Genomic DNA, 18,612 nt, shown 5'->3' with positions numbered 1-18,612 from the left:
CCGGGGGAGTTCGTCTGACCAGCATTGTACGGTCGTCAGGTGCCATACATCATCTCGTCGATCAATGTGAACGGCGTCCGTGCGGCGACGGGCAAGACGGGCAAGGGGATGCTCGAGTGGCTGGCGGTCACCGAGGCCGACATCATCTGCCTGCAGGAGACCCGGGCAACCGATGAGCAGACCCGCGCCGCGCTCGCCCCCGCGCTGGACGCGGGCTGGCATCTGACGCATGCGGAGCCGGGAGCGAAGGGGCGGGCCGGGGTCGGCATCCTGTCCCGTCGCGAACCTCGGGCCGTGCGCATCGGACTCGGGCGCTGGCAGGACCGAATCTGGCATCCCAGCGCCGAATTCGCCGGTACCGGCCGCTATGTCGAGGCCGAATTCGATGAGTTGACCGTGGCCAGCGTGTATGTGCACACCGGCGAGGCGGATACCCCGATGCAGGACGAGAAATACCGCTTCCTCGACGAGATCGGTGCTCATATGCGGGCGCAGACCAGTGATTTCGTGATCTGCGGCGACTGGAATGTCGCGCACACCGAACTCGATATCAAGAACTGGAAGGGCAACCTGAAGAACTCCGGTTTCCTGCCGCAGGAGCGGGCCTGGATCGATGGCATGGTGGCCGCCGGATACGTGGACGTGGTGCGCGGCCTGTATCCCGGCGTCCCCGGCCCGTATAGCTGGTGGTCCTATCGCGGCCGTGCCTACGACAACGACGCCGGCTGGCGCATCGACTACCACCTGGCGCGCGGCGAGGTGGCCACCCGGGCCAAGCAGGCCGTGGTCGAACGCGCCGCCACCTATGCCGAGCGCTGGTCCGACCATGCGCCCGTCACGGTGCAGTACCGATAAGGTTCGCGACGAAGATGCTTCGCGATATGGCAGTGCTGGAGATCGGGATCGCATGAACATTTCCTCGAAACGGGTTCGCGCCTTCGCCGCGCTCGGCGTCGCCCTGCTGGCCTTGGTGCTAGCGCTGCTGACTTCCCGCGGCGGCGACAGCAAGCCGACCGCCGCCTCGGTCACCTCCACCACTCGCAGCGCCAGTGTGGTGATTCCGGCGCGCGGCCCGGATGTGACAACCACATCTACCGCTCGGGCCCCCGGCGTCCCGGACCGCGCCTACGCGACCCTGACCGAAATCGATGCGGGCCGCTGGCCGGATTCGGCGAACGCGCCGGGTACCAAGGGCGGCGACCGCTGGATGAACCGCGCGGGGACCCTGCCCGCCAAGGATTCGGCGGGCAAGCCCATCACCTATCAGGAGTGGGATGTGAACCCGAAGCAGCGCAACCAGTCTCGCGACGCCGAGCGCATCGTCACCGGCAGCGACGGTTCCGCCTGGTACACCGGTGACCACTACGAAACCTTCACGAGGATGCGCTGATGACAGTCCCGTTATCGCAGTTCCTTGCCCGCCCCGAGCCCGATCGGCCCCCTACCGCGGCGGCCTCGGCACCCACACCGGTTCTGGGTGCCCTCCCCGTCGACGCCCCGACGCTCAGCGGCGTGCGCTACGACGCCCCCGTCGACTACGCGGTGCGCGAATTGCGCGGCCCCAAGATGCGCACCACCGCGGGCGTTTTCGACGAATTCGCCGCCGCCTTCCAGTTCCCGTACTACTTCGGCGCGAATAAGGACGCCTTCGACGAATGCCTGCGTGATCTAGATGATTTCGTCGGCTCCGCAGCCGGATACGTTGCGGTGATCCGAGATTCGGCCGACCTGCTCGCCGAGGAACCGGAACAGCGAGCCTGGTTCACCGAAACAATGCGCGATGCCGCCGAGTACTGGTCCAAACAGGGCCTCGCCTTCCGCGTTGTCCTACAGGGCGAACCGGCCGACCCAGAGATCGTCCGGCTGAGCCCGTAGACCTGCGGTGAGTCATGTGGTTGTTCCCGAGCCCGTAGAGAGCCGCCATTCGACTCGCTCAGGTGAGGCGGCGGGCGAGGTCTTCGCCGAGGAGGACGAACACATCGGTGGTGTGGTCGATCAGTTCTTCGCGGGTGAGCGGGAGGTCGCCCTGTAGCCAGGCGGTCAGGGTTTGGACGAGGCCGCCGACGAGGTAGGTGGCGCGGAAGTCGATGGTGGGGTCGGGAGGGTCGGTGACGCCGTAGAAGTCGATGCCTTCGGCGGCGACCAGCCGGGCGAACACCCGCACCAACTGGTTCGTGCGCGAACGTAGCTCCGGCGTCGCCATGCCCGCGATCAGCGCGACGTGTGCCTTGCGCGGATCGTCGGTCAGCAGGTGAATGCCCGCGGCGATGGCGGCATGCGATTTGGCGCGGCTGTCCGCCGGTGCGGACCGCAGTGCGCCGACGATCTCTTCCGCCAACTCCTCGGCGATCCTGTCGATGAGCGCGGCCAGCACCGCGTCGCGGCTGTCGAAGCTTTCGTAGTAGTACCGCTCGTTGAGTCCGGCCTGCGCGCACAGTCCGGAGACGGTGAGTTTGGCGATGCCCTGGGTGCCGATGATCTCCAGCGCGGCATCGAGCAGTGCCGCCCGCCGCTGGGCTCGACGCTCGTCGGCGGAGACCCCACCGTATGTCCGCCGCGCTGGCCCGCCCGTCGCTTGACCGCCGCCCTTGGTGGAGTCGTTGCGTGGTGCTGGCCGGTCTGTCGCTTGACCGCCACCCTTGGTGGAGTCGTTACGCGATGCAGTCACCTTGCGATTCTGGCACGGGCGCGGTTGCGGCTGACCGGATCGCGGTGCGATGCGGCTGCCGGGTCGGGACACAATCTGGCAGAGACTATTGCCAGATTCTGAATTCTGGGGGATTCTATTGCCAGATGCTGTGGATCCCGGGTGCGCCGGGATTGCGGGTCACAGATGCCAGATGGCACGCGCTCAACGAGGAGGCAGCGATGTCCGAGCCCGGCTACTTCACCGACAATTCGATGGCCCGGCGGGTCATGAGCAAACGCGCGGTGGGTCTCACCTATGGCCAGCGCGCCCTTGTCATCGGCGCGGTCAATCCGCTGCTGTACGTCGGGACCGCCGAGAACACCGAGCATCGGATGACGCCCTACACGCGACTCGCGTTGACCGGCAAGCTCTTCGAGGCCGTCTTCCTCGGCAGCAAGGACGAGGCGGACCGCGCGCTCGCCTTCACCACCAAGAAGCATGCGAAGGTAGTCGGCGAATTGCCCGAGGACGCGGGCGCGCACCATCCGGCGGGCACCGGCTACTCCGCGCTCGACCCGCACCTGATGTACATGACCATGGCCTTCACCTTCGACTCGGCCGAGGTGATGCACGATCTGCTGGTTCGCCCGCTGACCGACGGCGAGCGTGAGGGCCTGTACCAGGACTACGTCCGCTGGGCCGAACTGTTCGGCATGCCGCGCGAGGCCGCGCCCGGTAGCTACCGGCTCTTCCGCAAGTCCTTCGACGACTACCTCGCCTCGGACGAGCTGTTCCTCACCGATGAGGCCCGGCTGGTCGGCTCGTATCTGGCCGGTCAACGCGTGCCCTATCCGCAGCGCAGGCCGTTGCGCCAGGTCGTCGACGCGTTCTTCCTGCTGGTGCAGGGGAGCCTGCCGCCGCGCATCCGCGATATGTACGGGATGCGCTGGGGGTTTCCCGAACATATCGCCTTCCGCGCGCTGGCCCAGGGCGTGCGCACCGCGCATATCGCCCCGCCGCTGGTGCCGCCGGTGCTGCGCGGCACTCTGGCCGGTCCGAGCGCGCCCGTCTACCGATTGGTGTCCAAGCGCGAACATGAACTTCTCAGCACCGGCCGCCCGAGCATGCCCGGTGTCGACCCGCGCAACTGGGCGGCGCGAAATTCCGCGTGACACGCATGCGAAGATCGGGACATGTCCAGTCCTGCTCAGACGAACCCGGCCGCTGAACGCAAACAGCGGGTGCTGTCCGGGATCCAGCCCACCAGCGCGTCCTTCCATCTCGGCAACTACCTTGGCGCGCTGCAGTACTGGGTGACCATGCAGGACGACTACGACGCGCTGTACTTCATCCCGGATATGCACGCGATCACCGTGTCGCAGGATCCGAAGGAACTGCGCCGGCGCACCAAGGCGGCGGCCGCGCAGTTGCTCGCGCTCGGCATCGACCCCAAGCGCTCCACGCTCTTCGTGCAGAGCCAGGTGCCCGAGCATGCCGAGCTGACCTGGGTGCTCAGCTGCATCACCGGATTCGGCGAGGCCAGCCGGATGACCCAGTTCAAGGACAAGTCGGTCAAACAGGGTGCGGAGAACGCCAGCGTCGGACTGTTCACCTATCCGGTGCTGATGGCCGCGGACATCCTGCTCTACCGTGCGCATCAGGTGCCGGTGGGCGAGGATCAGCGCCAGCATCTGGAGCTGACCCGGAATCTGGCCCAGCGCTTCAATACTCGGTTCAAGAAGACGTTCGTGGTGCCGGAGGCACATATCGTCAAGGGCACCGCGAAGATCTACGACCTGCAGGATCCGACCTCGAAGATGAGCAAGTCGGCCTCCACCGACGCCGGTCTGATCAACCTGCTCGACGATCCGAAGATCACCGCCAAGAAGATTCGCTCCGCGGTCACCGATACCGAGCGCGAGATCCGCTACGACCCGGAGGCCAAGGCGGGTGTCAGCAACCTGCTGGTGATCCTGAGTGCACTGAGCGGCACCCCGATCGTCACGCTGGAACGCGACTATGCCGGTAAGGGTTACGGCGATCTGAAGTCCGACGTCGCCGACGCGCTGGTCGAATTTGTCACGCCGTTGCGGGCGAAGGTGGAAGAGTATTTAGCGGATCAGGGCGAACTCGACCGCATCCTCGCCGCGGGTGCCGAGCGGGCCCGCGAGATTGCTGGCAACACTCTGGCGCAGGTTTATGACCGGGTCGGGTTTTTGGCTCGCTAGCCGGGGAATACCGGTATCGACCGCTTGCGGATCCACACCGCGGTCTCTGTTGAAGGGGCGTGACAGGTGCAGGTGATCGACGATGTCAAGGCGTCGGCAGAACGCCGGATCCAATCACGGCCGTGGCTGGATCATTTGGTCCGGGCAGGCGGGCGTTACCAGCGCCAACGCGGCGACTACTACGCGGCCGGGATCACGTATTTCACGGTGCTGTCGCTATTTCCGCTCTTGATGGTCGCCTTCGCGGTCGCGGGCTTCGTGCTGTCGGGCCACCCGGACCTGTTCGCCGATCTACAGAACAAGATCTTCGAGAAGATTCCGGGATCGCTCGGTGGTCAGCTCAATGATCTGATCGAGAAGGCGGTTCGATCGCGCGGCACCGTCGGCACGCTCGGTCTGCTGGTGGGTGGCTACACCGGTCTCGGCTGGATGGCGAATCTGCGGGCGGCACTGACCGAACAGTGGGAACAGAAGAGCCTCGAACGCAATTGGTTCCTGACCAAGCTCTCCGACCTGGGTGCGCTGATCGGACTCGGGCTGGCCTTCGTGGTGTCGATCGGCCTATCCGCGCTGGGGTCGAGCACACTCGGTGCGCGGCTGCTGATCACGTTCCGCATGGCGGATCTGCCGGGCGCGCGACTGTTGCTGGTGCTCGTCTCGATACTGCTCGGCTTCCTCGCGTCCTGGGCGGTATTCGCCTGGATGATCGCGCGCCTGCCCAGGGAGCCGGTCACTTTGCGCAGTGCCGCACGGGCCGCGGCGCTGGCCGCGGTGGTCTTCGAGATCTTCAAATACGTCGCGTCGTTCTACCTGCAGATGGTACTGACCAGCCCCGCGGGCGCGACATTCGGCTCGATCATCGGCCTGATGGTGTTCACCTACATCACCTACCGAATCCTCCTATTCGCAACTGCCTGGGCCGCAACAGCATCCGAGAACGAGCCCGAACCCGAAATCCCCCCACCCAGCGCCGCCGTGATCATGCCCCGCATGAGCGCCCCCGGTCTCTCGATGGGCACCGGCGCCGCCTACTTCGGCGCGGGTGCCCTTGCCGCGCTGGTGCTTTCGGGGCTGCGCCGCCGTTGACCCGGAGCGGTGTCAGTGGCTGACCCGGATAGATCCGTATGGCAACCGGGTCGTGAGAGCCATTCGGTTCGCCAGCTGGACAGCTCCCGAGACCAACAACGCGACACAGGCGCACCTGGTCCCAACGGGTTTGCCGCCGTGAACTTGTGACCGATAGAGTTCCGCGGTACGTCGAGGAAGATCCACGTATCGATCTGGGTTGGGGGCAATGGACGAGTACATCGAGCGTCGGGCAGCGCACCTCAAACGATTGAACGCCGTGGTCTCCGAGGTGCGCGGGAACTCGCGATCGGCGGATGGTGGCGTGTATGTCGAAGCCGATGCTCGCGGCACGATCAGGGCTCTGTACATCGAGCCGTATGCGCTGGAAGCGGGTGCTCGGCGGCTTGAGCGCTGATTGTCGGCGGCACGTAAAATCGAGGCTAAGTCACTCTGTCACAGCAGCTTTCGCGAGCCGCCTCTCCGGCCCCCGGGTTGACAAACCCCGCAGGAGACGGCGAGGGTGGTCGCGGCTACTGCCTGACGAGCCAACTAAAGCGAATGGGGGTCTTCAATGGAGGTTAACCGGACGAAAACGGCGCTCGCCCGGGGCGCCGTACACCGCCGTGAGGTGTCGTAATGGCGGGCGGATTCTACAACCACTACGACGATCCAGATGAGTTCTGGGATGACGATGAGCCTCTCACCAAGGCTGCTAAACCTGCGCAGGGTACCCCGCCTACCCCGCCGCCAACCACCCCGATCAACCCCAACCTCGCAACATCTCCTGTAACTGCGAATCGCCCGGCAGCTCCCTGGGAACAACCTCAACATACATTGTTTCCCACGCAGGGTGGCGGACAATCTAGGTCGCGACCTCGCATTGAAGAGTCTGAGGTCTATCGCGCTTCCCAACGCGGCTATGTCAAACCAGGGAACGAACTCCAAGATTCTTTAGTAAACACTTGGAAACTTGCAGGCTCATCCTTTGCATCGATGCAGCTCGACCGCGGACTTCTCCCAATTAGAATCGATTTGGACCGTCATTGGAGTCGCTATATTCAGCCCCATGAGTATGGGACAGAGTTTCTTAAGGCCTATGAACTCGCTATCGCGCAAGAACTGTCGCGGATCCTATCATCCCGAAGTTTTCTTCCCGATGGTGGGCTCGATCTTGATTGCGGGGTTCCGGACCGGCGAACACAGCTGATGATACTACTCGAGACACCGCGGTGGTCCGAATATCAAGACAAGCTCGACGCCATGATCGCAAAGAATGAGTACCTAGTAAATGGTCGCATGTTGTACCAGGGTGAACCAGCGATGCTCATGACCGCCGACCGGATGAGAATTAACTCAGTAACCATTTGGTCGGGTTGGGCAGAAACCGTAGACCCCGCAACTCTTGTTGATGAGCTGTTGTGGTGTGCTGATCAAGTCCGCAATCAGCGGCCACAATTTAGGGTATGGGGAGATTATACACGGTACTCGGTATCCGACCTCGAGTTTCAGCATGACCAACACGTTCGTTCACTACTCGAGCAGGTGTATTACTAATAATGGCAGACGACTTCAAGGCTGCGACAAATCGTATGCGCGCGGCTGCAACGGCATGGGAGCTTGCAGCCTGGTGGCTCGGAGAGGCTCAGGGCATGACTAATCGCGTTAAGATGACGGTCGCCGAAGCCGGCGTGTTCGCTCCATCCTTATCGAAGTATGAGCCAGCGCCAGGGTACGTTAACGATCGGCTCGCGGAGGGTGTTACCGCGTGCCAGAATATTGCAAACATTCTGAGGCAGGCTGCAAATACCTACGACGAGGAAGACGCCGCCCGTGCACAGCAGCTCAAGGCTCATGGTTAGGGATGGCACTCGATGACAGCACCCACACCCGACTCCCGCACCGATCTAGACAAGCAGATCGATGCGATGCGCCTCGTCGCCAAAGATCTCGAATTATTACCCTCAGGATATGAAGACGATGTCAACAAGCTGATCGACCTGTTACGGACCGGCGAGATCGGTTTGACAGTCACCACACTGGGGCTGGGCATGCTCGCGAGTGAGTATCTTATCGACAAGATTGAAGACCACAGAAAATCTATAGAGGAGACCATCACGTCAGTCCTCAACAAGTTGACCGAGTTCCAAACTGGCGTCAAAACACCTATTACCTTTATCGAAACTGCGGAGAATTGGCGTCTGATCCGAAACAAGATCAAAGACGCGGGTGGCCAAGCAAAGACCACCAATCTTAACAGCGAATGGGAAGGAGTGGCCGCAGGGCGGTATTTCATCGTATATGGTCTGCAAAATGAGGCATTCACTTCGATGGATGGCCTGTGTGAAAAGATCGCTGGCCAACTGGAAACGCTAGCCAAGGCCATCCTTGATCTTTACAAGAAGCTGGTCACTGCACTGTTGGAATTCAAGAATGAAATCGCCAATAAGATGACGGGTATCTGGATGAAGGGTCCAGCTGCTGTTTTTACCCTCGATGATTTGGTGAAAACGGTAGGCGTGCTACAGACCAAAATATTCAACATATTCGGGGAATGTGCCACTATGGCGCAGAACAGCATGATTGCAGGCAACAATATTGCGGCAGAAGTCGCAACGCAATCGGGCCTGCCTTTCAACAAATGGCCATCCATTCATGTTGAGGCCGAAGGAGTTGACAGTGACGGTAAGCGCTACAAATACAATCTTGAATACACCGACGCCAGCGTACTCGATGGCGACGGTTCGGACTGGAAGCATAAAGCAAGTTAGTAATGAATAGACTGACGCGAACGGCTGTTGGTGCTGTTGTTCTGGCGATCTCTGCGGCGTGCGCAGATCCTACCCCTGCCCCGGGCCCTACTGTCGCCCAGCCTGTTCCAACCGTGCCAGCAGCATCCACGTTGAGAGATCTGTGCAATGCATTGTCAAGTTTTTTTGTGAACGATCTAAAGGTGCAAGACATAAGGATCAGGGCCGACCGGGATCTTGGATCAACAATCTACCGGGCTGGAGACTGTTTCGTTGATTCGAATTCAGAAATGGTCGGACGTGCTTCAATCACGCGTATTGCTAATCCAAGTACCCCTTGGACTCCCAGCCCGCTGATGAAGCGGATCAGCGGCACGTCGGAACCGGTCTGGCTCTTCGATAATCGGCCCCAGGGTCTTGTCGAAATCACTACCTACAGCAACGAGCGGGAAGGGGTAGTCCAAATATATGAAGAGCGCGCACAGACTCCCAGTGGCCGCCTGAGGTTAACCGATGAACAGTTGCAGCAAGTCGCTGAATTCTGCATCAGGTTGACTCGCTACCTTGGGCAATAAAGTCGGGCACTTGGAACTGCCGCTATCGAACAGTAAGCAGGAAGCTGCCTCAGTGCAGACGACCTGCTCGCCACGAGACCCGTGGGCCGTCAGCGGTCGAACTCTCCGCGGGTTGTCGCGGCGGTGAAGGCTGACCATTCGGCTGGGGTGAACACGAGTGCGGGACCGGATGGGTTCTTCGAATCGCGGACGCCGACGAGGGTGTTCGGGAGGAAGGCGACCTCAACACAGTTCTCGGCTCCGCCGCTGCGGCTGCTCTTAAACCACACGGCATGGGCCAAATCGCTGTTCACGCATACTCCTTCGCCATCTGCCTGAGTAGAGCCCGGCTGGCAACAGCATCCATCGCGCTTCGCCGAAGGCTCTCGTACGTCTGATCGTATCGCTGAACCATGGCTGATTTCGCAAGATACAAGCTCCCCGTGAAATTTTCCGTGTAGACCACTGGCGGCTCGATCACCTGCCCATGTTTGCTCGTACCGAACTCCAGGATGACGAACGGACCAACCGCGACTCCGACGGGAAACCCTACGCTGAACGGGAGAACCTGCAAGTTCACGTTGGACCGGGTGCTCATGTCGGCGAGATGCCTCATCTGGGGCGACATGATGTGCGGCCCGCCAACCATTCCCCGCAGCACCGACTCTCGAAGGATCACATCGAGCGACGCCGGAAGGTACTTGCGGGTGATTCTGGTTTGCCTTCGCATTCGCAACCTCACCCTGCGCGCATGCTCCTCGGCGTCGTCGTCGGGGTAGACCGATCGGATGAGTACGCTCGCGTATGCCGGGGTCTGCAACAGCCCTGGTACGAGTTCGGGCTCATAGGTCCTCAGACGCTGCGCCGATGACTCCAGCCCAACATAGAAGTCGAAGTTCGCCGGTAACAGATCGCCGTACTCACACCACCAGCTCAGCTCGTTTCCCTGTGCCGCAAGCCCTTTCATTGCCGCAGCGTGATCGGCATCGAACTCGTAGATCTTGCACAGCGCCTCGATGTCCACATCGCGCATGTGGGCCATGCCGCCCTTCTCCATGCGCTGGAGGGTGCTGGCACTGCGCTGGATCAGCTTGGCCGCTTCGTGGAGTGTGAGCCCGCGCCCCTCCCTTCCATCACGCAGATACTTCCCCAACTGTCGCCGTGCCAGGGTAGATCCGTCCTCCGACATGCCTGCCTCCCATCAGGATTCACTGTTCGCATCAGGAGATCACGCTGCGATCCCGTCCGGCGGCAGCAGTGTGGATTTCCATGCGATCAGGACATAACCCCAGGACAGATTGCATCCAGCGGCATATTCGCTGGGGCCATCAGCACCTGCGCGTTCCCGATCCGTGGGTTCCTTGAGACCCGCCATGAACCGCTGTGGCGGTACACGGCTGGGTGAACGGGCTCGGACAGAACGCGGCACCAGTGGTCTGAACCCGCAGGATAGAAACCAATCGAGACTGTCTTTGCGTCCCAATGGAACCGATTGACCGTTTCACGCGTCCAGTACAGTAAGCGCACGGACAGCGAGGGAGGGGCAGTCGATGGAAGTGGGACAATCGGCCGCGAATGCGCTGTATCAGCAGGCCACTGGGGGAACGTTTCGGATGGAGGCCGACGCCGCACGGCGGTGCGCTGAGGTCTACACCAGGTTCGTCGAAACCACACTCAATCCACAGATCACCGCGTCAAAAGACTTGCACCGGATGGAAGGCTTCGGTGGGTTTGAATCCGCCAAGCAGCTTCAGGACGGATTTTCCGGCAAGGCGGTGAAGATGACGGAGGCTCTGAACGGGATGAAAGAGGCGGCACTGAAGATGGCGGCGGCCTACCTACGCGCGGGTCAGCTGGTGGACGAAGCCGACGCCATGAACGCGAGGTCGATCAATACCGCCACCACGGAGGTTCACTCGACATGACCGGAAACCGCAATCCTCTGCTGGCAATGCTGGCGATAGCCGTCGCTGTGCTGGCAGCGAGCTGTTCATCCAACGGCAACTCGACACCGGCCGACTCAAGTCAAACCTCGACATCGTCCGCTGGCACGCAATCGGCTCGGCCGACACTGACGAACCCGAAGCTCCAGCCGCCTTCGCAGGACAATCAATACACCGCCAGTACGGGACGTCCCAAGATCGTCTTCGACCCGTGCACATGGATCAGCGACGAGACCATTCAAAAGGCCGGGTTCGATCCCGCATCACGGGGGCGCGGAAGAGATCTCATCGCTGAGTACAGTTTTCTGGTCTGCCACTTCTCTTCCCAACTGCGAGACCTGAGTTTGCTGTCCGGAAACGCGACCTGGCAGGAAAACCTCGCGAAGGTGGGCGCGTTCAGCGAGTCAACCAGTGTGAACGGCCGCGAGGCCCTGTTGGTCCGTGACCCGGAAGTGCACCGTGGCTGCCAAGTCGATGTCCGAACCAAGGTCGGGTTCGTGCAGATGGCGGTCGACCTCACTGACCGCGCCCCACAAACCCTCAACGCCTGTGACGGCATCACCGACATCGCCTCCACCATCGAACCGGAGATCGGCAAGGACAACTAACCATGACCGGCCCGCTCAACATCAACGATGTTCCCTCGGCGCTCGGTGCATTCGATTCGAGCCGCAAGCCCGACACCACCCAGCAGAGCACGCTTTCACGCGGTCAGCAGCAGGGCGCGGAGCAGTACGGGACGAAACTCGCTGCGGACGGGCAAGATCCGGCGTACATCACTCGGCTGGAGCAGTTCGAGGGCATCACTCACGAGGAGATCTACACCCACGCCCAGCAGATGAGTCCGGGCATCATGCATCAGCAGGCCGATACCTGGATCAGCATTGCCACCGCGCTGAGCGGTGGGCTGTTCGGTGCGAATCTCGCGATTCAGAAGGCATTGGCTTCGGGCATCGAGGGGGCCATGGCCGATGCGGCGCTCAACGCGGCGCAGACGTTCTATCGGCAGGCCAGTGAAGTCGAGCAGGTGATCAATGCATGCGGGCACCGGATAAAGGGCGTGGCGTCGGCTGCCGAAGTGGTGAAGATGACGGTGCCGCCACCGTCCGCGGCGCAAGGGAGCAGGGGTTCGGCGAGCTCATTGGACCCTGCGCAGGTCATTATTTCCGCGGTCGGCGCGGGACTTGTCGGGGCCGGTGACAGCCAGGAGGTCGCCTATCAGCGCGGTATCGAGGCGCTGCATCGCACGGCGATCGACACCATGAACAACAACTACAAACCGTCCTACGGTCCCGCCGGGTCCGGAGTCCCGACATTCGTACCGGTCACGTCGCCGGGCGGCGGGGGCAACGAGGGCGGTACCGGGCCGGGCGGCGGTAACGGTGGCGGTAGTGGTAGTGGGGGCGGTAATGGCGGCACCACCGGATCTGGCAACGGAAACACCGGCGGTGGCAACGGCGAGTCGAACGGATCGGGGACACCGGGGTCCGATCAGGGCACGGTGACCCCCACGAGTCTCGACTCGAATTCCACTACCGGACAACAGACGCAGTCCCCGACGACGGCCGCGAGCACCACCGCCACCTCGCCCGCCGCGACAACCAGCACCCAGATGACCCCGGGACATTCGGGCGGCCTCGGCACCTCTGGATCGGGCGGCGCATCCGGACCCGACAGCAGCACCACACCGAGTCCGGGACGTAGCATCACCGGCGTTCCGACTGCCGGAAACTCCAGCGCGGCAACGGTTTCCACTGCCGAGACCAGCGCGGTCAGCACCGGCCGCAACGGCATGTCGGGCATGTCGCCCGGAGCGGGGCGCAAATCGGGGGAGGACGAGGCGAGCCGCAAGGTCCCCGATTACCTGATCGGCGAGTACGAAGAGCTGGTCGGCCCGGACGATCCGGCGATTCCCCCGGCGATCGGGGCCGACGCGCCCTCAGCGCACCCGAGCGGTGGGCGCGGGTGAAGTTCGAGTTCACGCCCGATGAGTTTATGCACATCTGGCGCGAGACGCGGTCGGATCGCTACCCCTTTCCGTTGCGCCTGATCGCCTCGGTGCGCTGGGAGGACGAATTCGACCGGCTCACCCGCGAATTGGACCGCCGCATGCCGCTGCACGCCAACCCGGACCTATCAGCCGCCTTGCGTGTGGCAGCCGATCCGCGAATCGCATTGACGCTCACCGGAACTCGGCGACGCCCGATCCGCGCGTTCGGCGCGATCGACGCCGACATCGGCGTCACCCTGGTGCAACGGCCGGGCCCCACAATCGAATTCGGCGGCAATGTCGTGCTCGAGGTCGGCGGCGCCGCGATCGTGCCCGCCGTATTCACGGCGGTGCTCGGCGACGTGCCGCCCGGACGGCATCCGGCCGAGGCCGAGGATGTCCAAAGCCTGGTCGACAATCTCGAATCCTGGACCGGCTTGAAAGAGACGGCATCCGACCGGATCTACCGCCTACTGCGCGCCCCTCGCTCCGGTTCCGGAACCGTGGAAATCCTTCGCGGCCTAAGCGATTCGCATCCTGCCGCACCCGAATATCTGAACTGGTTCGATATCGAAGGCGACGGTCGCTACCACTACCGCCACCAGTACAACGAATTCCACATCGCCCCCTGCGACCAGTCCACCATCCGCCGCGAAATCACCCGCCTGGCACAACCGATCCCCTGATCCGCCGCTCGAGCCCCGCGAGTCGGGCGCCACCAGTCCGCGCCGCGATCCTGCTGAGTCTTGGACACCTCGATCAGATGCTCGAGGGAGCCGATTCGCACCCGGTAACTGTCTCTGACGCCCGAACAAAGTCCGCTACTACCGGATCGACCGGTCTGGTCCGGGGCCAGGCGCACATCGGGCTGGGACTGACGCAGGTGACCGGCCGCCTGCTGACAGCGATGACGCCGCCACCGGACCGCGACCAAGCTCACGGCAAAGCCGAGCCGCATCGCCAACCCCAACCCGGTCCATCAGTCGCGCTTATCCGGAGGCATATCACCACATCGGAACTTCCCGAGGAAACGTGTGTGCGGCGCTATCGGTGGCGGTTTACCCGGCGCGCTCCGAGCAGCAGTGCGAGGATCAGGACGACGCCGCCTATCAGCAGTAGCGTGCGGGTGCCCGAGTGGTTGTCGGGCTCGTCCGCGGGCTGCGCCTCGTGGTCGGTGTCCTTTGGGGGTGGGGAGGCAAGTCCCGCAGTGGCTTTCGGGGATCCGGACTTGGTTTCGGGGAGCTTGCCGACGGTGGAGCCCTTGGGCAGCGCGAAGCCGTAGTCGAGCAGGCGGGCGGCCTGCTCCCATGGACGCAGCGGCAGCACATCGGCTTTCAGCAGCGTCACGACCAACCTGCGGCCGTCGCGTTGGGCGGCGGCGACGAAGGTCTGCCTGGCGTCGTCGGTGTAACCGGTCTTGCCGCCGATCGCACCCTCGTATTCGTAGAGCAGGTGGTTGTCGTTGGCGACGGCGAAGCCCGGATGGTCTTTGTCGTCGGGGTTTTTCGGATCCTTGGGGAAGCCGGGAAAGTCGATCTGTTCGGTGTGGATGAGTTCGGCGAACAGCGGGATGGTCATGGCCTCGCGGAACAGCACCGACAGGTCGTAGGCCGAAGTGCTCATGCCGGGACCGTCCAGGCCGGACGGGCTGGCGGTGCGAGTGTCCAAGGCGTACAACGACTTTGCCAGTTCGTTCATCTTCTGCACGGCACCCGCGTCGCCGCCGAGTTGGGCGGCGATGGCGTGCGCGGCATCGTTGCCCGACGCCATGATCAGCGCCTGCATGAGCTGACGGTTGGTGTAGCGGCCGCCGGGGCCGATGCCGACCCGGGTGCCGTCGGCGTTCGCGTCTTCCTGGGTGCCGGTGACCGTCTTGTTCAGATCGAGGGAGCGCAGCGCGACGGTCGCGAGCAGCACCTTGATCGTGCTGGCGGGTCGGTAGCGCCCGTGCGGATCCTTGGCGGCGAGCACTTCTCCCGTATCGAGATCGGTCACCTGCCAGGCCGTCGCCGAAATGTCCTGCGGCACCGCCGGTGCGCCGCGGGGGAGGACGACGCCGCATTCGCCCAAGCGCGAGCCGCCGACCGGCGGAATCGGCACGGACAGCGGCGTCGGCGTGGGCTCGCCCGGTTCCGGAACCTCGGATTCGTCGATCGGGTTCGGCGGCTTCGTCTTCTGCGGGCACCCATCGGTATTCGGGGTGGTGAACGGCGTTGTCGTGATGACCGACGGCGTCGCCTGCGATGGCGTCGCCGCGCCGCCCCAGGTCACCGCGGCAGCGGCCAGCACGGTGCCGAGGCAGAGCACGCAGAGGCGGCGAACATCCCGGATTCTCGTCGGCGCAGGGCCCACGGAACCGCGATTCGGCCTGGCGAAGTGGCGAAGGTCCCGGATCGTCATCGGATCAGAGCGTAACGGGTGGGGTGCGCCGGTGCCGGGCTGGCGCGGCCGTCCTCGGCACGCCTGCTCCGGGTATTGACAGAAACTAGTAAATGAGAGCTACTATCAAAAAGTTGTAACTATCATTTTCTGGAGGGCGTATGAAGACGGATTCGACGCGCCGCTGGCTGGCGCTGGGGGCGCTGGCCGTGGCGATGCTGACCATCGGCCTCGATATGACCGTGCTGACGGTCGCGCTGCCCACCCTCGCCATCGACCTGAATGCGAATACCGGTGCGCTGCAGTGGTTCAGCACCGCGTACACACTTGCGCTCGCGGCCGTGATGGTGCCCGCTGGTGCACTCGGCGACCGCTATGGCCGCAAAAAGCTGCTGCTCGGCGCGCTGGTGGTATTCGGAGCGGCGTCACTGGCCTGTGCCTTCGCCGCCACCGCCGGTCAACTCATCGCGGCGCGCGTGGTGCTCGGCGTCGCGGCGGCGGTCATGATGCCGTTGTCGATGGCGGTGCTGCCGGTGCTGTTCCCGGACCCGGCGCAGCGGGCCAAGGCCATGAACATCTGGATCACCTCGACCGCACTCGGGCTGCCGCTGGGGCCGATCCTCGGCGGCTGGCTGATCGATAACTTCTGGTGGGGCTCGGTATTCCTGATCAATGTCCCGATGGTCGTGATCGGCGCGGCGGCCGTCGCGGCCCTGGTTCCGGAATCGCGGAACCCGGAACAACGGCCGCTGGATCTGCCGGGTGTCGTGCTGTCGATCCTCGGAATGCTCGGTGTCACTTACGGATTCATCCGACTCGGCGACAAGGGCTGGGGCAACGGGCTCGGCTGGAGCGCGCTGCTCGGCGGTGTCGCGATATTCGCGGTGTTCATCGCGTGGCAGCGCCGCGCCGGCTTCCCGCTGATCGATCTCGGCCTGTTCGCCAGTCCCGGCTTCCGCTGGGGCGCGACGTTCACCGTGATCATCACCTTCGGCTTGTTCGGCCTGTTCTTCACGGTGCCGCAGTACTACCAGGCGGTCCTCGGTGTCGACGCGCTCGGCAGCGGAGTGCGGCTGCTGCCCATGATCGGCGGACTGCTGATCGGTTCGCGGCTGGGGGACCGGCTGCGGCCGAAGCTGGGACCGGCGCTCATGGTGGCCTCGGCGCTGGCGGTGCTCGCGCTCGGCTTGGGTTTGGGTGCGCTGACCGAGCTGGGCACGTCGTACTGGTTCGTCGCACTCTGGGTCGCGCTGACCGGTGCGGGCATGGGCCTCGGGCTGCCGGTCGGCATGGCGGTCGCGATGGACGATCTCGAGGTGGCCCGCGCTGGCGTCGGCTCGGCGGTGCTGCAGGCGCTGCGGCAGGCGGCGGGCACCATCGCGGTGGCGCTGCTCGGCACCGTGCTGGCTACCGTGTACCGCGGCGATCTCGGCGCATTGAATGTCGAACCGGTCCGCGACGGCGTGAATGCCGGTGTGGCGGTGGCGAAATCGACCGGCAACGCGGCCATGCTGGAACAGGTGCAGTCGGCCTTCGTCAGCGGGATGAGCGCGATGCTGTGGGTATGCGCGGCCATCTGCGCCGTGGCGGTGCCGTTCGCGCTGCGGGTGCTGCCGCGGCGGGCCGCGGACGCGGAGAAGGGCGCGGAGGCGATACCGGACGCGCTGGTCGCCGTCGATGGGCCAGAATCGACACATGTCGGTTGAGCTACCCGCTGACGGGACGGCCGCGCAGGGCCTGCGTGAGCGGAAGAAGGAACGGACCCGCCGCACGATTCGCGAAGAAGCGTTCCGGCTGTTCCGTGAGCAGGGATACAACGAGACCACCATTGAGCAGATCGCCGCGGCGGCCGAGGTATCACCCAGCACCTTCTTCCGCTACTTCCCGACCAAGGAACAGTTGGTGCTCGCCGACGATCTCGATCCGCTGATGATCGACGCGCTGCGGGCGCAGCCGCGCGATGTCCCGCCGCTGACCGCGTTCCGCAATGCGGCGGCCGGGGTGTTCGCCAAGCTGCCCGCGGCCGAGTTGGCATTCGAACAGGAGCGTCAGGCTCTGCTGTACCACGTGCCCGAGCTGCGCGCCGCCATCGGACTGGAGCTGGAACGCAGTATCGACCTGATGGCGGGTCTGCTCGCCGAGCATATGGGCCGGGATCCGGACGATTTCGAGATCCGGGTGACCGCTGGCGCCATCGCCGGCGCCGCACTCGGCATCGCGACGATCTCCCCGCTGAACGCCGAGAACCTCAATCGCGCCCTGGATTTCCTCGAGGAGGGGTTGCCGCTCGGCAATCAGTAGCCTGCCGAGCGGCCGAAAACCCTAGGCGGACTTGGTCACCGGGCAGCCATGCGCCAGCGGCCCGAGCAGCTTGTTGTTGTCGTAGAAATGCTCGAGCTCGAGGATGCGCAGGTCGTCGCTGACCCTGGCGATCGTCACGCCGAACATCTCGATCAACTCACCGGTGGGCTGGTGGCCCTTGTACTCGCCGTCGTAGCGGCCCCAGTGCCGCCAGCGGAAGGTGACCGCGGGCGGCCCGGCCAGCACCTCCAGGACCTCCCAGAAGAAGCCGTTCGGGAATGCGGTGTGGAAGGTCGCGTGCGAGGACTCGAAGGTCTCCTGCTCGACCTCGTAGTACGGGTTATCGCCGATCAGGATGTTGTAGCTGCCGATCCTGGCGAACTCCTCGGCGTCCTGCCACGGTCCGCCGTTGACCCGGCCGCGGTAGTGCTCGGCCACCAGCGAGACCCAGGTCGCCGGATCCTTCTTGTGCGAGACCTCCATCTCGAAGACCCGCACCAGGTCCTCGACGATGGCCTCGAGCGAGCCGGCCTCGTGGTTGGTTGTGCGCTCGCGCGGCACGATTTCGTTGGTCAGGTGGTAATCGGGTGCGTTGCCGCGCCAATCCGCGGCGGGCGTCGCGGCGACCACCGCGTCCCGGCCCTGCAACCACAGCGGCGTCTGCGATGTGGAATCCGTTGTATCAACTGTCATCTCGGCTCTCGCCCCTTCAAAAAGAGATTGGACGCGAGGCAGGCTAACAGTCAGCAGGTCGGTTGTCGCGATATGTGAAA

At 63.8% G+C, this 18,612-nt stretch carries 21 protein-coding genes; 16 read left to right on the top strand and 5 right to left on the bottom strand.

The genetic code is table 11. The annotated features are described in order from the left end of the window. Positions 1-39: 39 nt before the first annotated feature. Genes ACHQ4I_RS38395 through ACHQ4I_RS38385 form a run of 3 tightly spaced genes read left to right on the top strand, consistent with a single transcriptional unit; the run spans position 40 to position 1,875 of the window. On the top strand, positions 40-855 hold the full coding sequence (locus tag ACHQ4I_RS38395; RefSeq protein WP_420776832.1) for an exodeoxyribonuclease III: 816 nt from the start codon (positions 40-42) through the stop codon (positions 853-855). Between the two features lie 52 nt (positions 856-907). Next, positions 908-1,390 carry a guanyl-specific ribonuclease gene (locus ACHQ4I_RS38390; RefSeq protein ID WP_420776831.1) on the top strand — a complete coding sequence of 161 codons (483 nt, stop codon included), beginning with the start codon at positions 908-910 and terminating at the stop codon, positions 1,388-1,390. Beyond that, a complete protein-coding gene (locus tag ACHQ4I_RS38385) occupies positions 1,390-1,875 on the top strand; it encodes a barstar family protein (RefSeq protein WP_420776830.1) in 486 nt (161 codons plus the stop codon). The genes ACHQ4I_RS38390 and ACHQ4I_RS38385 overlap by 1 nt, the downstream gene beginning before the upstream one ends. Before the next feature lie 58 nt (positions 1,876-1,933). On the opposite strand, the gene ACHQ4I_RS38380 is transcribed toward ACHQ4I_RS38385, so the two are convergent. Then, positions 1,934-2,668: a TetR/AcrR family transcriptional regulator gene (locus ACHQ4I_RS38380; RefSeq protein WP_420776829.1), complete on the bottom strand. Its 735-nt coding sequence runs from the start codon at positions 2,666-2,668 to the stop codon at positions 1,934-1,936. A gap of 200 nt (positions 2,669-2,868) precedes the next feature. On the opposite strand from ACHQ4I_RS38380, the gene ACHQ4I_RS38375 reads away from it, so the two are divergent. The 7 genes from ACHQ4I_RS38375 (at position 2,869) to ACHQ4I_RS38345 (ending at position 8,693) form a co-directional block, all read left to right on the top strand. Beyond that, a complete protein-coding gene (locus ACHQ4I_RS38375) occupies positions 2,869-3,801 on the top strand; it encodes an oxygenase MpaB family protein (protein ID WP_420776828.1) in 933 nt (310 codons plus the stop codon). Positions 3,802-3,822: 21 nt separating this feature from the next. After that, a complete protein-coding gene (trpS, locus tag ACHQ4I_RS38370) occupies positions 3,823-4,857 on the top strand; it encodes a tryptophan--tRNA ligase (protein ID WP_420776827.1) in 1,035 nt (344 codons plus the stop codon). A 66-nt stretch (positions 4,858-4,923) separates the two neighbouring features. Then, positions 4,924-5,943 carry an inner membrane protein YhjD gene (gene yhjD / locus ACHQ4I_RS38365; protein WP_420776826.1) on the top strand — a complete coding sequence of 340 codons (1,020 nt, stop codon included), beginning with the start codon at positions 4,924-4,926 and terminating at the stop codon, positions 5,941-5,943. 208 nt (positions 5,944-6,151) lie between these two features. Further along, positions 6,152-6,340, top strand: coding sequence for a hypothetical protein (locus tag ACHQ4I_RS38360; protein WP_420776825.1), 189 nt, complete (start codon positions 6,152-6,154; stop codon positions 6,338-6,340). A 221-nt stretch (positions 6,341-6,561) separates the two neighbouring features. Beyond that, complete coding sequence (locus ACHQ4I_RS38355) at positions 6,562-7,479, top strand: hypothetical protein (protein ID WP_420776824.1); 918 nt, start codon at positions 6,562-6,564, stop codon at positions 7,477-7,479. 2 nt (positions 7,480-7,481) lie between these two features. Next, positions 7,482-7,784 carry a hypothetical protein gene (locus ACHQ4I_RS38350; RefSeq protein ID WP_420776823.1) on the top strand — a complete coding sequence of 101 codons (303 nt, stop codon included), beginning with the start codon at positions 7,482-7,484 and terminating at the stop codon, positions 7,782-7,784. 12 nt (positions 7,785-7,796) lie between these two features. Next, complete coding sequence (locus ACHQ4I_RS38345; RefSeq protein WP_420776822.1) at positions 7,797-8,693, top strand: hypothetical protein; 897 nt, start codon at positions 7,797-7,799, stop codon at positions 8,691-8,693. Between the two features lie 643 nt (positions 8,694-9,336). On the opposite strand, the gene ACHQ4I_RS38340 is transcribed toward ACHQ4I_RS38345, so the two are convergent. Together ACHQ4I_RS38340 and ACHQ4I_RS38335 are read right to left on the bottom strand one after the other, a co-directional pair. Beyond that, complete coding sequence (locus tag ACHQ4I_RS38340) at positions 9,337-9,540, bottom strand: DUF397 domain-containing protein (protein WP_420776821.1); 204 nt, start codon at positions 9,538-9,540, stop codon at positions 9,337-9,339. Next, the gene (locus tag ACHQ4I_RS38335) at positions 9,537-10,415 is read right to left on the bottom strand and encodes a helix-turn-helix domain-containing protein (protein WP_420776820.1); all 879 of its coding nucleotides are present in this window, start codon (positions 10,413-10,415) and stop codon (positions 9,537-9,539) included. The genes ACHQ4I_RS38340 and ACHQ4I_RS38335 overlap by 4 nt, the downstream gene beginning before the upstream one ends. 361 nt (positions 10,416-10,776) lie before the next feature. On the opposite strand from ACHQ4I_RS38335, the gene ACHQ4I_RS38330 reads away from it, so the two are divergent. Genes ACHQ4I_RS38330 through ACHQ4I_RS38315 form a run of 4 tightly spaced genes read left to right on the top strand, consistent with a single transcriptional unit; the run spans position 10,777 to position 13,845 of the window. Further along, positions 10,777-11,151: a hypothetical protein gene (locus ACHQ4I_RS38330; protein ID WP_420776819.1), complete on the top strand. Its 375-nt coding sequence runs from the start codon at positions 10,777-10,779 to the stop codon at positions 11,149-11,151. Further along, positions 11,148-11,777: a DUF3558 domain-containing protein gene (locus tag ACHQ4I_RS38325; RefSeq protein ID WP_420776818.1), complete on the top strand. Its 630-nt coding sequence runs from the start codon at positions 11,148-11,150 to the stop codon at positions 11,775-11,777. Before ACHQ4I_RS38330 ends, ACHQ4I_RS38325 begins: the two co-directional genes overlap by 4 nt. A 2-nt stretch (positions 11,778-11,779) precedes the next feature. Beyond that, positions 11,780-13,138 (top strand): hypothetical protein, encoded by a 1,359-nt coding sequence (locus ACHQ4I_RS38320; RefSeq protein WP_420776817.1) that lies wholly within the window; start codon positions 11,780-11,782, stop codon positions 13,136-13,138. Then, positions 13,135-13,845 carry an ESX secretion-associated protein EspG gene (locus ACHQ4I_RS38315; RefSeq protein ID WP_420776816.1) on the top strand — a complete coding sequence of 237 codons (711 nt, stop codon included), beginning with the start codon at positions 13,135-13,137 and terminating at the stop codon, positions 13,843-13,845. Before ACHQ4I_RS38320 ends, ACHQ4I_RS38315 begins: the two co-directional genes overlap by 4 nt. 358 nt (positions 13,846-14,203) lie before the next feature. Here ACHQ4I_RS38315 and ACHQ4I_RS38310 read toward each other — a convergent pair whose 3' ends face one another. Next, positions 14,204-15,559, bottom strand: coding sequence for a D-alanyl-D-alanine carboxypeptidase family protein (locus ACHQ4I_RS38310; RefSeq protein ID WP_420776815.1), 1,356 nt, complete (start codon positions 15,557-15,559; stop codon positions 14,204-14,206). Between the two features lie 140 nt (positions 15,560-15,699). Between ACHQ4I_RS38310 and ACHQ4I_RS38305 the strand changes: the two genes are divergently transcribed. Further along, positions 15,700-17,244 (top strand): MFS transporter, encoded by a 1,545-nt coding sequence (locus ACHQ4I_RS38305; protein WP_420776814.1) that lies wholly within the window; start codon positions 15,700-15,702, stop codon positions 17,242-17,244. Then, on the top strand, positions 17,234-17,839 hold the full coding sequence (locus ACHQ4I_RS38300; RefSeq protein ID WP_420776813.1) for a TetR family transcriptional regulator: 606 nt from the start codon (positions 17,234-17,236) through the stop codon (positions 17,837-17,839). Before ACHQ4I_RS38305 ends, ACHQ4I_RS38300 begins: the two co-directional genes overlap by 11 nt. A gap of 21 nt (positions 17,840-17,860) precedes the next feature. Here ACHQ4I_RS38300 and ACHQ4I_RS38295 read toward each other — a convergent pair whose 3' ends face one another. Further along, positions 17,861-18,532 carry an ester cyclase gene (locus ACHQ4I_RS38295; protein WP_420776812.1) on the bottom strand — a complete coding sequence of 224 codons (672 nt, stop codon included), beginning with the start codon at positions 18,530-18,532 and terminating at the stop codon, positions 17,861-17,863. Between the last annotated feature and the right edge of the window lie 80 nt (positions 18,533-18,612).

The sequence above is a fragment of the Nocardia nepalensis genome (assembly GCF_048910785.1).
GTDB lineage: Bacteria > Actinomycetota > Actinomycetes > Mycobacteriales > Mycobacteriaceae > Nocardia > Nocardia nepalensis.
Note: the sequence above shows the minus strand (reverse complement) of the source record. Positions and strands in the feature narration are given on the sequence as shown.